We start from the raw sequence: 13,990 nt of genomic DNA on the forward strand, positions 1-13,990 counted from the left end.
AGGCCGCGCTTCACACGGGCATGAGACGCGATGCGTAACATGTGTGAAGCGGGCGGATAGGTCGACTCGCCACCGTGCGAACCACGGATCAGCGAGCGCCGTTTGAGACAGTCCGAGCCTGGCGGAGGGCATGTTACGCCACGATCCGTTGCAACGCTCCTCGGAGTGGCGGTATTGTAGCCTGCCGGCGTGAACCCGTGCAAAATGCCGCCGGCTTTTTTCCGCTCACCTCTTTCACATGACCCCGACACCACCCCGCACCCTCACCATCGCAGGCTCCGACTCGGGCGGCGGCGCCGGCATCCAGGCCGACCTCAAGACCTTCTCCGCGCTGGGCTGCTTCGGCATGAGCGCCATCACCGCCATCACCGCGCAGAATACGCTCGGCGTCACCGGCGTGCATGCGATTCCCGCCGACATGGTGGCGGCGCAGATCGACGCGGTGGCCAGCGACATCGGCGTCGATGCGGCCAAGACCGGCATGCTGGGCACCGCGGCCATCGTCGAGGCCGTGGCCGCGGCGGCGGACCGCCACGGCATCCGCAAGCTGGTGGTCGACCCGGTGATGATCTCCACCTCCGGCGCTACGCTCTCCGATGACGCCACCAGCCAGGCCATGGTGCGCCTGCTGTTCCCGCGTGCGGTGCTGGTGACGCCCAACCTGCCCGAGGCCTCCTACCTGCTCGGCCGCACGATCACGCGCCGCGCCGACATGGAGCAAGCCGCCGCCGACCTCATCGCGATGGGCTGTCCCGCCGTGCTGCTCAAGGGCGGCCACCTCGACGACGATGGCCCCGCCAGCGCGAGCGGTGCGCTGGACGACCTGCTGATGCTGGCCGACGGCACCGTACGCGTATTCACGCACCCTCGCATCGACACGAAGAACCTGCACGGCACCGGCTGCACGCTGGCTGCCGCCATCGCTGCGCAACTGGCGCGTGGCGACACACTGGAAGACGCGGCGGGCAAGGGGCTGGACTATGTGGCGCAGGCGATTGCCGCCGGCGCTGGACTGAGACTGGGTGCGGGCAACGGCCCGCTCAACCACGCCTTCGCACCGCGCGTGCTGGGCTGAACGGAGACGATATGCAGCCACTGAACGACATCGACCTGCGCGAAGACTCCGCTGCCGCGCGCTACGTCAAGGAAGAGCAGGTACAGGTGATGTTCGCCGCGAAAGCCGGCGAACTGGAGAGCCGCGAAGGCCCCAACCGCTACCGCGTCGGCGATGCCATTGTCACCGGCGCGACCGGCGACCGCTGGGTCGTCTCGCGCGAGCGCTTTGATCCGAAGTACGTGGCCCTGGAGCCCTCGGCACACGGCGAGGACGGCCCTTACCGCAACAAGCCGGTGCCCGTGCTGGCCCGGCGCATGGAAGAGGCCTTCAGCATCGCCCGCTCCGACGGCGGCGATGTACTGCACGGCAAGCCGGGCGACTGGCTGATGCAATACGCGCCAGGCGACTACGGCATCACCGAGCAGGCGCGTTTTGCAGCGGTGTACCGCCGCCTGCCGGACTGAATCAGTTGCCGCCGCTGGACAGCGGCACCAGCTTGAACGCGGCGCGTGCGACGCACACCACCGTGCCCGAGGCGTCCTTGACCTCGCCCTCGCAGAAGGCGATGCGGGCGCCCCGGCGCATGCAGCGGGCTTCGAGCGTCAGCTCGCCCCGCGCCGCAGCCAGGAAATGTGTGGACATATCGATCGTGATCACACCCGTTTCAGTGGGGGCGTGCGACCGCGCCGCACCGCTCAGCGTGAAGTCCAGCGTTGCCATCAGCGTACCGCCGTGCACGTCGCCGCGGCTGTTCACGAGCTGCGGGTGCGCCGGCAGGCGCGTGCGGCAATAGTCCGCTTCGATCAGCTCCGGCTGCAGGCCGAAATAGCGCATCAGCGGGACGTCGATGCCGAAGTAGGGCTTCTCGGGCGAGCCGGGAGCGGCGGGGACGATTTCGATCGGGCTGGACATATGGAGGAGGGAAACGCGACGGTTAGCGGCAAATGCTGCCCGACATGATAGCGGCGGGGTCAGGTTCGGTTCCCGCGGCTGGGCGAATGTCGCACAAATGTTGGGGATGAAGGAGTCTCTGCTTGAGATGAGCGCAGTGTGCTTGCCAAGCGCTGCTGTTTCGCCGGCGTAGCCGGCGGAACAGCAGCGCCCGCCAAGCACGACGGCCCAAACAAGCGACTCAACGCTCAAAACAACGCCTTCAACTCCCCCACCGCCGCCGCGACATCATCCGCCTCGGTAATTGCCCGCACCACGGCGGCGCTGCCAACGCCAACGGCCAGCACTTCGCGCATGTTGGAAACATTGACGCCCCCGATACCCACCAGCGAAGGAATCACCGGCTGCATCAGCTTCACATATGCCTGGAAGCGCCCCATCCCTTGCGGCGCCGTCGGCATGACCTTGGTGGTAGTCGGGAAGATTGCGCCGAGCGCGAGATAGCTCGGCCGGATCGCCGCGACGCGCACCATCTCCGCATAGCCGTGCGTGGACACGCCCAAACGCAGGCCTGAGGCCCGCAGGGCATCGAGATCGGCCTCGTCCAAGTCTTCCTGGCCAAGGTGGATGCCATAGATACCGCTGTCGCCACCGCTGGCGGCATGCAGTTCAACAGCAACCCGCCAGTGGTCATTGATAAACAACCGCGACTGCGACCCCTTCGCGGCCTGCGCTGCACGCTCGACTTCCGCACGTACAGCGGCAGGATCCTCCGACTTGAAACGCAACTGCACCGTGGGCACGCCCAGCGGCACCAGCTTCTCGATCCATTCTGCGCTGGGCACCACGGCGTAAAGGCCGAGCGCCGGCGGGCACGGCGCAAAAGCCGGCACGGTGGCTTCCGGCGCCACCAGCGCGGCATGGCGCACACGCGGGAAGCGATCGAACTCCGTCGGCCATTCGGCCGAGCCCGGACGCCACGCACGTGCCAGGCACAGCGCGTCATGCGCGGGGAAATGCAGCGACAGGCTGGCGAGCAGCACCGCGACGAATGCCGGCGAGTGCGCATGGTCATCATCCGCGCGAGCGCAAAGTACCCACGTGCCCATCGGCGAACGCACGGTGTCGATCCATTGGCCGCCTTCGCGATCGGTCTCGATCAGCGTTGCGCCGGCCGCGGCCACGCGTGCGATCACGTCGGCATCGGCTTCGCCATCCGACAACAGCACGTCGTGCGCGCCAGGGCTGGCGGGCGCGTCGGCGAGTCGCCATGCCTGCCACGGGTGATCGGACACGCCAAAGGTTTCGCCGTAGTGCTCCAGCACGGCCTGGCGCAGCGGGCCGTCGCTGGCGGCATGGATCGCGTGGCGGGTCATGCGCGATGCTCCGCGCCTTCGGCGTGCCAGAACGGCATGCCGACCACAGGGGTGCTGGCCTGCGCGACTTCGCGCTCGGGCATCGGCCCCGCCAGGTAGGCGGTGCGGCCCGCTTCCACGGCCTGCGCGAACGCGCGCGCCATGTTGACCGGATAGGCGGCCTGCGCCACGGCGGTATTCAGCAGCACGCCGTCATAGCCCCACTCGAGCACCTGCGCCGCGTGCGACGGCAGGCCCAGGCCCGCGTCGACGATCAGCGGCGTGTCCGGCAGGCGCTCGCGCAGCACGCGCATCGCGTGCGGGTTGACGGCGCCGCGGCCGGTGCCGATCGGCGCGGCCCACGGCATCAGCGCCTGGCAGCCCACATCGAGCAGGCGGCGGCACAGCACCAGGTCTTCCGTGCAGTACGGCAGCACCTTGAAGCCTTCCTTGATCAGCGTTTCCGCCACCGCGGGCAGGTTCAGCGTGTCGGGCTGCAGCGTGTAGTCATCGCCGATCAGCTCCAGCTTGATCCAGTCGGTCTCGAACACCTCGCGCGCCATCATGGCGGTGGTGATGACCTCTTGCGGCGCAAAGCAGCCGGCGGTGTTGGGCAGCACGGGCACGCCCAGCGCCTTCAGCATCTGCCAGAAGGCCTGGCCGCCCTCGCCTTCGCCCACGGCGCCCTGGCGGCGCAGTGCCACGGTCACCATGGCCGGGCGCGAGATTTCCACGGCCGCCCGCAGCGTGGCCGGCGACGGATAGCGGGCCGTGCCCAGCAGCAGGCGCGAGTCGAAGGACTCGCCATAAAGCACGAACGGGTCGCGCAGGGTTTCTGTCGGTTCGAATGTCATGGGGTCAGCCTCCCGTCACGGGTTGGACGAGGTCGATGCGGTCGCCGGCCGCGAGGAGCGTGGCCGCGTGCGCCGCGCGCGGCACGAACTGGCCGTTGACCGCCGCGGCGAACGGCGGGGCAATCTTGGCCGCGACCACCGCGTCCGCCAGCGTGGCGGCGTCGGCGACAGCGAGGGGGCGGCCATTCAGCAGGATATCCATGGGTTCAGCTTCAGTGCAGCAGGCCGGTGTGGCCCACGGGGGCCTCGGCGAGCGCGGGTGTTTCCGTCACGGCCTCGATCATGCCGGGCCAGCGCAGGGCGGCCGGCACCGCATGCGCGGCCGGGTCATCGTTGAGCAGCGCGTTCACCACCTCGCACGCCGCCTCGGTCACTGCCGGCGCGATCAGGAAACCGTGCCGGTACAGCCCGTTCACGCGCACCACGCGCGCCTGCTGGTCCACGCGGATCGCGGGCAGGTGGTCGGGGCGCGTGGGGCGGCGCTGCACGTTCAGTTCGAGCACGCGCGCCTCCCCAAACGCCGGATGCAGAGAATGCGCCGCCGACAGCAGCTCCAGCGCGGAACGCACGCTCATCGGCGAATCGTCCTCGCTTTCCAGCTCGGTGGCGCCAATCACGTACAGGTCGTTGGGCTTGGGTGCGATATAGATCGGGTAGCGTGGATGCAGCAGGCGCACCGGGCGGTGCAGCTTCACGTCGGGCGCATGTACGCGCACGACTTCGCCACGCAGCCCGCGCAGGCCCGGCATCGCGCCTCGACCGTCCTTGCCCGGCTCAGCGGGCCATGCCGCGCGCGCACCAAGGCCGCGGCAGTCGAGCACTACGCGTGCGCGAATGCCAAGCGATGGCAGCATAGCGACGTCTACATCTCCGGCTTCCCAGACGCAATGCACGCCGTCGCTGACCGCGCACGACAGCAGCGCGCGCAGCGCCCCGCGATTGTCGAGCTGGCCTTCGCCGGACAGCAGCAAGCCCTGCGGAAAACGACCTGCCAGCGCGGGCTCGATCTCGGCCACGCCCTTGCCGTCCAGCGCGCGCATGCGCTGCGCCACCAGTTCCGGCGGCGCTACGGCACGCACCCTGCTCGTGAACAGGGACATTTCGCCGCGGTCGCGCGCATGCCATACCACCAGCGTACCGTCCTCCTGGAAGAACACGGGCTCGCGCAGCTGCGTGAGCCAGGCGCGCCAGAGGCCGACGCTGGCAATGCCGAGATCGACGATACGTCGCTCGGCAATCGCCGACTCCGCGAGCGGCGCCAGCATGGCGGCCGCGACGTGCGCGGCCGACCCGGAGCCGTCCGGGCTGCCACGCTCGACCAGCGCCACGCGCACGCCCTGGCGCTCAAGAAGCCAGGCGGCCAGCCGCCCGGCCAGGCCGGCACCGAGGATGGCGACATCAAAGGACTGCACTGCTGTCATGGATGTGTGCCGGCTACCAGCGCAATCGACGCGGTTTCCGGCCTCCTTTTACGGATAGCCCGCCGCGCGGGGCGCTGCGCGACAGGCGGAACGAACGGGGGCACGGTTGCGAACCGTGCCCGTACTGCCTTACGAGTAGATCTTGCTGCCCTTCTTCAGGAACTCGATCGACTTCTCTTCCATGCCCTGCTGCGCTTCCTTCGGCAACGAGGCCGCGTAGTCGCGCACTTCCTGCGTGATCTTCATCGAGCAGAACTTCGGCCCGCACATCGAGCAGAAGTGGGCGATCTTGGCGCCTTCGGCCGGCAGCGTGGCGTCGTGGTACGAGCGCGCGCGTTCCGGGTCCAGGCCGAGGTTGAACTGGTCTTCCCAGCGGAATTCGAAACGTGCCTTGGACAGCGCGTTGTCGCGCAGCTGCGCGCCGGGCCAGCCCTTGGCCAGGTCGGCGGCGTGGGCGGCGATCTTGTAGGTGATGATGCCTTCGCGCACGTCCTCCTTGTCGGGCAGGCCCAGGTGCTCCTTCGGCGTGACGTAGCACAGCATGGCGGTGCCCATCCAGCCGATGTTGGCCGCGCCGATGCCGCTGGTGATGTGGTCGTAGCCCGGGGCGATGTCGGTCACGAGCGGTCCGAGCGTGTAGAACGGCGCTTCGTAGCAGTGCTTCAGCTCTTCATCCATATTGGCCTGGATGCGCTGCAGCGGCACGTGGCCCGGGCCTTCGATCATGACCTGCACGTCGTGTTTCCACGCCTTGGCGGTCAGCTCGCCGAGCGTGCGCAGCTCGCCGAACTGGGCGTCGTCGTTCGAGTCCGCGATGCAGCCCGGACGCAGGCCGTCGCCGAGGCTGAACGACACGTCGTACGCCTTCATGATTTCGCAGATCTCGTCGAAGTGCGTGTACAGGAAGTTTTCCTTGTGATGCGCCAGGCACCACTTGGCCATGATCGATCCCCCGCGCGAGACGATGCCCGTGACACGGTCCGCCGTCAGCGGCACGTAGCGCAGCAGCACGCCGGCGTGGATCGTGAAGTAGTCCACGCCCTGCTCGGCCTGCTCGATCAGCGTGTCGCGGAACATCTCCCAGGTCAGGTCCTCGGCGATGCCGCCGGTCTTGTCGAGCGCCTGGTAGATCGGCACCGTGCCGATCGGCACCGGCGAGTTGCGCAGGATCCATTCACGCGTTTCGTGGATGTGCTTGCCGGTCGACAGGTCCATGATGGTGTCGGCGCCCCAGCGGATCGACCACACCATCTTTTCCACTTCCTCGGCCAGCGACGAGGTCACGGCGGAGTTGCCCAGGTTGCCGTTGATCTTGACGCGGAAATTGCGCCCGATCGCCATCGGCTCCAGCTCGGTGTGGTTGATGTTGGCGGGAATGATCGCGCGGCCCGTGGCGATCTCGTTGCGCACGAATTCCGGCGTGATGTCTTCCGGACGCAGCGGCAGGCCCGCGCCCAGCGCGTTGCCCGGGTGCTGGCGCAGCAGGGCCTTGTATTCCGGCTTGTCGTACAGCGCCTGCAGGTTCAGCGACTCGCGCAGCGCCACGTATTCCATTTCCGGCGTGATGATGCCCTTGCGCGCATAGTGCATCTGCGACACGTTGGCGCCGGCCTTGGCGCGGCGCGGGTTGGTCAGCTGGGCAAAGCGCAGGTGCGCGGTGGCGGGGTCGTTGGCGCGGTCGCGGCCGTATTCCGACGAAAGACCCTTGAGAATTTCAGTGTCGCCGCGCTCGTCGATCCACTTCGCGCGCAGCGCCGGCAGGCCGGCCTTCAGGTCGATATGCACGTCCGGGTCGCTGTATGGGCCCGAAGTGTCGTACACGGGGATCGGCGGATTGGGCATATCGCCCTTCTCGGTCCGCGTCGACGTCTGCAGGATGGTACGCAGCGGCACGCGGATATCCGGGCGGCTGCCGGTCAGGTAGGTCTTGCTGGAAGCCGGGTAGGCAAATTTCTGGTCGAGATCGCTTTCGAGCGATTCGAAGGAAGCAGCGGGGGCAGTACGGGCCATGGGTGTCGTCCTCTCTCTTGCGGGGTGGACGAAACCAGGAGCCCTGTGAGCGCCGCCGGGGCCTGGGGCCTGGAGGCGAGTCCCGGAGGGACAAGAGCGTTTGGTCTTGCTAGAAACTTCCCACGCCGGCATTAACCGGATCGGGTTCGAAGGGACTCTCTCAGCTCGCACGGCCCATCCGTACGGCACCCCTGTTTCATCCAACGGGGTGAATTTAAGCACAAGCCCCCGGCCGGCGCCAGTGCCAGTTCCCACTCATTGGTGGTGCCACAGCTGTGCGCAGGAGTATCGAATTGCCGATGTTGCACCGCAAAAATCGACAACAGGGGCACAACGGCGCACTCTTGTGGCGGCTACGTGCCCTACCATGCAATCAAACGGCAAGCCGACCCAGGAGACATCATGACCGACGCCGCCACGCATCGCGTCTTCAACCAGGTGCCCGATCTCGCGCACTACAACCTCTTTGGCTGCGATCCAATCGTCAGCGACGCGCTGAAGCGCCTTGGCGGCGGCTGGCATGCTGCAGCGCTGGCCGGCCATGGCGCACGCCTGGGCGAGCCCGAGGTGCAGGGCTGGGCCGCCGACGCCAACCGGTACGCGCCCGAACTGCATACGCACAGCCGCACCGGCGAGCGCATCGACCAGGTCACTTTCCACCCGAGTTGGCATGCGCTGCTGTCGCTGCTGCGCAGCCAGCAACTGCAGGCGCTGCCATTTGCCGAACCGCGCGCGGGCGCATGGATAGCGCGCACGGCGGGCTATTTCCTGCAGGCGCAGGTCGAGTCAGGATCGCTGTGCCCGACCACGATGACGTTCGCAAGCATTCCCGTGTTGCGCAAGGAAACCGCGCTGTTCGCCCAGCTTGAACCGCGCCTGTATGCGAAGGACCATGATGCGCGCGACCTGCCCTGGCGAGACAAGACCGCGATCATGATCGGCATGGGCATGACCGAAAAGCAGGGCGGCTCCGACGTGCGCGCCAATTCCACCGTGGCGCGCCCGGTGCGCGGCGAAGGCCGTGGCGCCGAATACCTGCTGACGGGCCACAAGTGGTTCTTCTCGGCGCCGATGTGCGACGCGCACCTCGTGGTCGCGCGCATGGGCGCCGAAGACGGGCCACTGTCGTGCTTCTTCGTGCCACGCTTTCGCGACGACGGCAGCAAGAACCCGATCCTGATCCAGCGCCTGAAGGACAAGCTCGGCAACCGCTCCAACAGCAGCAGCGAAGTCGAGTTCCGCGACGCCAGCGGCATCCTGATCGGCGAGGAAGGGCGCGGCATCCCGACCATCATCGAGATGGCGACCAGCACGCGGCTCGACTGCGTGATCGGCAGCGCCGCGATCCTGCGCGCCGCCTATGTCCAGGCCTTGCACCACACGCGTCACCGCAGTGCCTTCGGCCGCCTGCTGGCCGACCAGCCGCTGATGCGCAACGTGCTGGCCGACCTGGCGCTGGAAAGCGAGGCCGCCACGCTGCTGATGACGGAACTGGCCCATGCCTTCGAGCACGCCGACAACGACCCGCTTGCCGCCGCGTGGAAACGCGTGGTGACGCCCGCAGCCAAGTTCTGGATTTGCAAGCGCGCGATCGAGGCCACGGGCGAAGCCATGGAAGTCTGGGGCGGCAACGGCTATGTCGAGGACGGCCCGATGGCGCGCCTCTATCGCGAAGCGCCGGTGAATTCGATCTGGGAGGGCTCGGGCAACATCATGTGCCTGGACGTGCTGCGCGCGATCCAGCGCACGCCCGATGACGCGGCGCTGCTGCTGCAGGACCTGTCGCGCCGCGCCACGTCCCACCCGGCCGTGCGCGCGGAGCTGGATTCGCTCCAGGCCATGCTGCGCCAGCCGGCGGATCAACTGGAAGCGAATGCCCGCCGCTTTGCACAGGGACTGGTGCTGACCGCACAGGCCGCCTTGATGCTCGAACATGCCGACGCCGAAAACGCCGAAGCGTTTGTCGCGAGCCGGCTGGGCCGGCAGCATGGGCGCGTGTTCGGCACGCTCGACCTGGAAACCGAAACCCTGAAGCGGGTGTTCGAGCGCGGCTGGAGCGCCTGAAGCCGGTACCGCGCCTCAGGCTTCCATGGGCTCCCGGATCCGCAGCAGCACGCGCGGCGCGTAGCGGATCAGGTCATGCGCGCGCTCGCCGATCATGATGGCGGGCGCGTTGGTGTTGCCGCCCACCAGCGACGGCATGATCGAGGCGTCGACCACGCGCAGGCCCTCGACCCCACGCACGCGCAGTTGCGGATCGACCACGGCCAGCGCATCCATGCCCATGCGGCACGTGCCCACCGGGTGGTAGATGGTGTCGGCGCGTTCGCGGATCATCTCGCGCACCGCCGCGTCGTCGCTGCCGTCGGCATGCAAGTGCGAGGAATACAGCTCGCGGCCGCCAAAGCACGCAAGCTGCGGCTGGGCAAAGATCTGCCGCACGATCTTCACGCCGGCAACCATGTCGTCGAGATCGCGCGGATCGGAAAGATAGCCGGGATCGATTCGCGGCGCGCGCCGCATGTCGGGCGATGCGAGCCGCACTTCGCCGCGGCTGCGCGGGCGCAGCACGCACACATGGCACGAATAGCCATGGCCCAGGCGGATCGTGCGCATATGGTCGTCGGCCATGCCCACCACGAAATGCAACTGCAGGTCGGGCTCGGCCAGTTCGGGACGGCTGCGCAGGAACGCACCCGCCTCGGCGAAGTTCGAACTCATCATGCCTGCGCGCTCGCGCCGGTAGCGCAGCATCTCGGACAGCATGTGCATGGCGCCGCCCAGCGACAGGCCGAACAGCTCCGGCGCGGCGACGCGCTTGTGCAGGATGATGTCGAGGTGGTCCTGCAGGTTGCCGCCCACGCCCGGCAGGTCGTGCACCACCGGTATGCCATGCTCGCGCAGGTGGACTGCGGGCCCGACACCGGATGCCATCAGCAGCTGTGGCGAGCCGAAGGTGCCGGCCGACAGGATCACGTCGCGGCGCGCGCGCAGCAGGTGCTGGCGGCCGTTGCGCACAGCCAGTACGCCCACCGCATGCCTGCCTTCGAACACAATGCGCAGCACCTGCATGCCGGTCAGCACGTGCAGGCCGGCACGTCCGCCGTTACAGGCCTTGTCGCGTGCGTTGCCGCCATGCAGGTAGGCACGCGCTGCGTTCCAGCGCTCGCCCTCATGTTGCGTGACCTGGTACCAGCCGACACCTTCCTGCTCCTCGCCGTTGAAGTCGTCGTTGCGCACATAGCCGGCCTGCTGCGCGGCGTCGATGAAATGCTGGCCGAATGGATTGGGCGTGCGCAGGTCCGACACATGGAGCGGGCCCGTGCCGCCATGCAGCGGATCGTCGTCACTGCCCGCCACGCGCGCATTGCACTCGGCGCGGCGGAAATACGGCAGCACGTCGTCCCAGGACCAGCCGTCGCAGCCCGAGGCGGCCCAGGCGTCGTAATCCGCCGGACGGCCGCGCGTGTAGATCATGGCGTTGATCGACGAGCTGCCGCCCAGCCCGCGTCCTCGCGGCTGGAAGCCGCGCCTGCCGTTCAGGCCCGGCTGGGGCACGGTCTCGTAAGCGTAGTTGCGCGCGCCGGCGCGCGGCAGCATGGCTGCGGCGCCCGCGGGTGTGCGCACCAGCACATGGTGGTCGTGATGGCCTGCTTCGATCAGCGCGATACTGTCGCTGCCGCTGTCGGCCAGCCGCCCGGCCAGCGCGCATCCGGCCGAACCCGCGCCGACAATGACATAGTCATACGTGGTTTCCATCTGTCTCCCCGCGACCCCGGCATTGCGGCGGGGCGTGCGCCCTCTGCCCGCTCCGGAGGATGGCAAGCCTGAAGATCAGTGTAGGCGCTGGCGCAGCGTGAAGTGAAGGCCGGTGGCCACGCGCTTTGCGGCGTCGCAGGGCCGCGCGACGGTCAGGAAACCAGCATCGGCCGGCTCAGCATGCGCGACAGCACGGCTTCCGGCGAGTGGGTATGGTCCGAGATGGCCTTCGGGTCCAGGTAGATGGTCTGTTCCATCATCGCGCGGCCACGCATGGCTGCATGCAGCAACTGGTCGCTGAAGACGATCCAGGTCGATCCGGGCGGGAAGTGGAATTCCTGCTGCGGCACGCTGGCCTGATAGTCCAGGTCAGCCTTGGCCAGATCGTGCAGTTGCAGCATGCGATGGTCATATTCCGAACGCGCGCGCTTGGTGATGTGCAGCAGCTTCATCAACGCCGCCTGCCCGGGCCACATGCCGTGGGTCTTCGGCACGAAGCGCTGCGCGAAATCGGCAAACGGCTCGCCCACGCGCCACACGCGCGGCGCCTCGGGATCGATATTGTGGAACACGCGCAGCAGGCGCTTGCCCAGCAGCGGATTCGACGGGAAGGAATCGACGTGCAAGCGCGTGTCGTCCTTGCGCCAGCTGACGGCGCGGCCGGCAATCTGGCTCGGCCGCAGCGACGTGCCCGCGCGCGTCATGTGCGGGCCGTACTCCGGGAACAGCGAGAGCACCAGCCTTTCGCTGAATTCGGCATAGCGATGGATCAGGCGGTACAGGTCGGCAAGGTCCTGCTCGGTGCCCTGTGCGCCGCGCACGGCGGTTTCGGTGGCGCGCAGGTTGATGTTCTTGGACTTGCCGTCCGAATAGCGGCTGTCTAGGAAGCGCTCCTCGCCCGGTTCGAAGCGGAAGTGCAGGTCAGGGAAATACAGCACCGCGCCTTGCTCGAGTTGCCGGCGCAAGTCCGCCTGCGTCGCGGCATCCACCGCTGGCGACCAATCGGTGTATGGCTGCGGGCGGATCAGGTCGAGTTTTTCGGAAGAGGTAGCGGATGGCATGGGCTTTCTCGGTTTGCCGGATGGGCGGATTCTACCGCGCCATTTCTGCGTGATGACTTGATCACAACCATGCGCCAGCAAGTCACCCAATAAAAAACCCCGCTGACCGGCAGCCAGCGGGGTTTTTACCTCGGTCCAGCGACTTTGCTTACAGGCCGGCTGCCGCGCGCAGCACCGCGGCCTTGTCGGTGGCTTCCCACGAGAATTCCGGTTCTTCGCGGCCAAAGTGGCCGTAAGCGGCGGTCTTCTCGTAGATCGGGCGCAGCAGGTCCAGCATCTGCACGATGCCCTTCGGGCGCAGGTCGAAATGCGCCTGCACCAGCTCGGCGATCTTGTCGTCAGGGATCTTGCCGGTGCCTTCGGTGTAGACGGTCACGTTGATCGGGCGCGCCACGCCGATGGCGTAGCTCACCTGCACCTGGCACTGGCGCGCCAGGCCGGCGGCGACCACGTTCTTGGCCACGTAGCGGGCAGCGTAGGCGGCCGAGCGGTCGACCTTCGACGGATCCTTGCCCGAGAACGCGCCGCCGCCGTGCGGCGAGGCGCCGCCGTACGTGTCGACGATGATCTTGCGGCCGGTCAGGCCGCAATCGCCCTGCGGGCCGCCAATCACGAAGCGCCCGGTCGGGTTCACCAGGTACTTCGTGTTCTTGAGCATCTCGGGCGGCAGCACCGGCTTGATGATCTCTTCGATCACGGCTTCGTGGATCTGGGCCTGGGTGATGTCCGGGGCATGCTGGGTCGACAAGACCACGGTGTCGACGCTGTGCGGACGGCCGTCGACATAGCGCACGGTCACTTGCGACTTGGCGTCGGGACGCAGCCAGGGCAGGCGGCCGTCGCGGCGCAGCTGCGATTGGCGCTCGACCAGGCGGTGCGAGTAATAGATCGGGAACGGCATCAGTTCCGGGGTCTCGTCGCAGGCGTAGCCGAACATCAGGCCCTGGTCGCCGGCACCCTGGTTCAGGTAGTCGTCGGAGGCGCGGTCCACGCCCTGGGCGATATCGGGCGATTGCTTGTCATAGGCGACCAGCACCGCGCAGCCCTTGTAGTCGATGCCGTAGTCGGTGTTGTCGTAACCGATGCGCTTGATGGTGTCGCGTGCGACCTGGATGTAGTCGACGTTGGCCGTGGTGGTGATTTCCCCGGCCAGCACGACCAGCCCGGTGTTGCAGAGCGTCTCGGCAGCCACGCGCGCGTACTTGTCCTGCGCCAGGATGGCGTCCAGGACCGCGTCGGAAATCTGGTCTGCGACCTTGTCGGGATGGCCTTCGGAGACGGACTCCGAAGTGAAAAGGAAGTCGTTTGCCACGAACTTGTTCTCCAGGGTTGGCTATTGCGTGCCTGCCTGTCGGATCATGGCGGCGACGCTTTAGCGGTATTTTCAGGCCGCCCGGTTAGAGCGGTATCGCCCCGCAAGTTGTCAGTTAACTCGGCGATACACGCTATTATACGCGCCTGCCGGCACAATGCTGGCAGTGGCTCCGGGGCCACCGGCCGCCGGCATGCGCCGGTGCAATCCATGGTTAGCGGCAGGAATCGCCCGGATCCTGAGCCCTGCGTGAATATTTGAGGCTGCTTC

Annotated in this window: 12 protein-coding genes and 2 riboswitches; of the genes, 3 read left to right on the forward strand and 9 right to left on the reverse strand. The window is 67.5% G+C overall.

Annotated elements, in window-relative coordinates; all coding sequences use genetic code 11:
- Positions 1 to 86: 86 nt before the first annotated feature.
- A riboswitch (S-adenosyl-L-homocysteine riboswitch) is annotated at positions 87 to 168 on the reverse strand.
- 70 nt (positions 169 to 238) lie between these two features.
- Together thiD and AC3FKH_RS01695 are read left to right on the forward strand one after the other, a co-directional pair.
- A complete protein-coding gene (gene thiD, locus AC3FKH_RS01690) occupies positions 239 to 1,075 on the forward strand; it encodes a bifunctional hydroxymethylpyrimidine kinase/phosphomethylpyrimidine kinase (protein ID WP_488672393.1) in 837 nt (278 codons plus the stop codon).
- A gap of 11 nt (positions 1,076 to 1,086) precedes the next feature.
- Positions 1,087 to 1,521, forward strand: a complete 435-nt coding sequence (locus AC3FKH_RS01695; protein ID WP_488672395.1) for a PGDYG domain-containing protein — start codon at positions 1,087 to 1,089, stop codon at positions 1,519 to 1,521.
- A gap of 1 nt (position 1,522) precedes the next feature.
- Here the strand turns inward: AC3FKH_RS01695 and AC3FKH_RS01700 are convergent, their stop codons facing one another.
- From AC3FKH_RS01700 to thiC, 6 genes are all read right to left on the reverse strand, one after another.
- Positions 1,523 to 1,969 (reverse strand): PaaI family thioesterase, encoded by a 447-nt coding sequence (locus tag AC3FKH_RS01700; RefSeq protein WP_488672397.1) that lies wholly within the window; start codon positions 1,967 to 1,969, stop codon positions 1,523 to 1,525.
- A 227-nt stretch (positions 1,970 to 2,196) separates the two neighbouring features.
- Entirely contained in the window at positions 2,197 to 3,324 is a 1,128-nt protein-coding gene (locus tag AC3FKH_RS01705; protein ID WP_488672398.1) for a thiamine phosphate synthase, read from the reverse strand.
- Positions 3,321 to 4,157, reverse strand: a complete 837-nt coding sequence (locus tag AC3FKH_RS01710) for a thiazole synthase (RefSeq protein ID WP_488672399.1) — start codon at positions 4,155 to 4,157, stop codon at positions 3,321 to 3,323. Before AC3FKH_RS01710 ends, AC3FKH_RS01705 begins: the two co-directional genes overlap by 4 nt.
- 4 nt (positions 4,158 to 4,161) lie before the next feature.
- Positions 4,162 to 4,359, reverse strand: a complete 198-nt coding sequence (gene thiS / locus AC3FKH_RS01715) for a sulfur carrier protein ThiS (protein ID WP_483731024.1) — start codon at positions 4,357 to 4,359, stop codon at positions 4,162 to 4,164.
- Between the two features lie 10 nt (positions 4,360 to 4,369).
- Entirely contained in the window at positions 4,370 to 5,578 is a 1,209-nt protein-coding gene (locus tag AC3FKH_RS01720) for an FAD-dependent oxidoreductase (protein ID WP_488672402.1), read from the reverse strand.
- A 129-nt stretch (positions 5,579 to 5,707) separates the two neighbouring features.
- The gene (gene thiC, locus AC3FKH_RS01725; RefSeq protein WP_483710188.1) at positions 5,708 to 7,588 is read right to left on the reverse strand and encodes a phosphomethylpyrimidine synthase ThiC; all 1,881 of its coding nucleotides are present in this window, start codon (positions 7,586 to 7,588) and stop codon (positions 5,708 to 5,710) included.
- 100 nt (positions 7,589 to 7,688) lie between these two features.
- Positions 7,689 to 7,791, reverse strand: a riboswitch (TPP riboswitch).
- 199 nt (positions 7,792 to 7,990) lie between these two features.
- Here thiC and AC3FKH_RS01730 point away from each other — a divergent pair.
- Positions 7,991 to 9,652 (forward strand): acyl-CoA dehydrogenase family protein, encoded by a 1,662-nt coding sequence (locus AC3FKH_RS01730; RefSeq protein WP_488672404.1) that lies wholly within the window; start codon positions 7,991 to 7,993, stop codon positions 9,650 to 9,652.
- Positions 9,653 to 9,667: 15 nt separating this feature from the next.
- Here the strand turns inward: AC3FKH_RS01730 and AC3FKH_RS01735 are convergent, their stop codons facing one another.
- From AC3FKH_RS01735 to metK, 3 genes are all read right to left on the reverse strand, one after another.
- The gene (locus tag AC3FKH_RS01735; protein WP_488672406.1) at positions 9,668 to 11,347 is read right to left on the reverse strand and encodes a GMC family oxidoreductase; all 1,680 of its coding nucleotides are present in this window, start codon (positions 11,345 to 11,347) and stop codon (positions 9,668 to 9,670) included.
- A gap of 152 nt (positions 11,348 to 11,499) precedes the next feature.
- Positions 11,500 to 12,408, reverse strand: a complete 909-nt coding sequence (kdoO, locus tag AC3FKH_RS01740) for a Kdo hydroxylase KdoO (RefSeq protein ID WP_488672408.1) — start codon at positions 12,406 to 12,408, stop codon at positions 11,500 to 11,502.
- 148 nt (positions 12,409 to 12,556) lie between these two features.
- Positions 12,557 to 13,720 (reverse strand): methionine adenosyltransferase, encoded by a 1,164-nt coding sequence (gene metK, locus AC3FKH_RS01745; RefSeq protein WP_488672410.1) that lies wholly within the window; start codon positions 13,718 to 13,720, stop codon positions 12,557 to 12,559.
- Positions 13,721 to 13,990 lie beyond the last annotated feature (270 nt).

It is taken from the genome of Cupriavidus sp. 21MJTG02-4 (genome assembly GCF_057798975.1).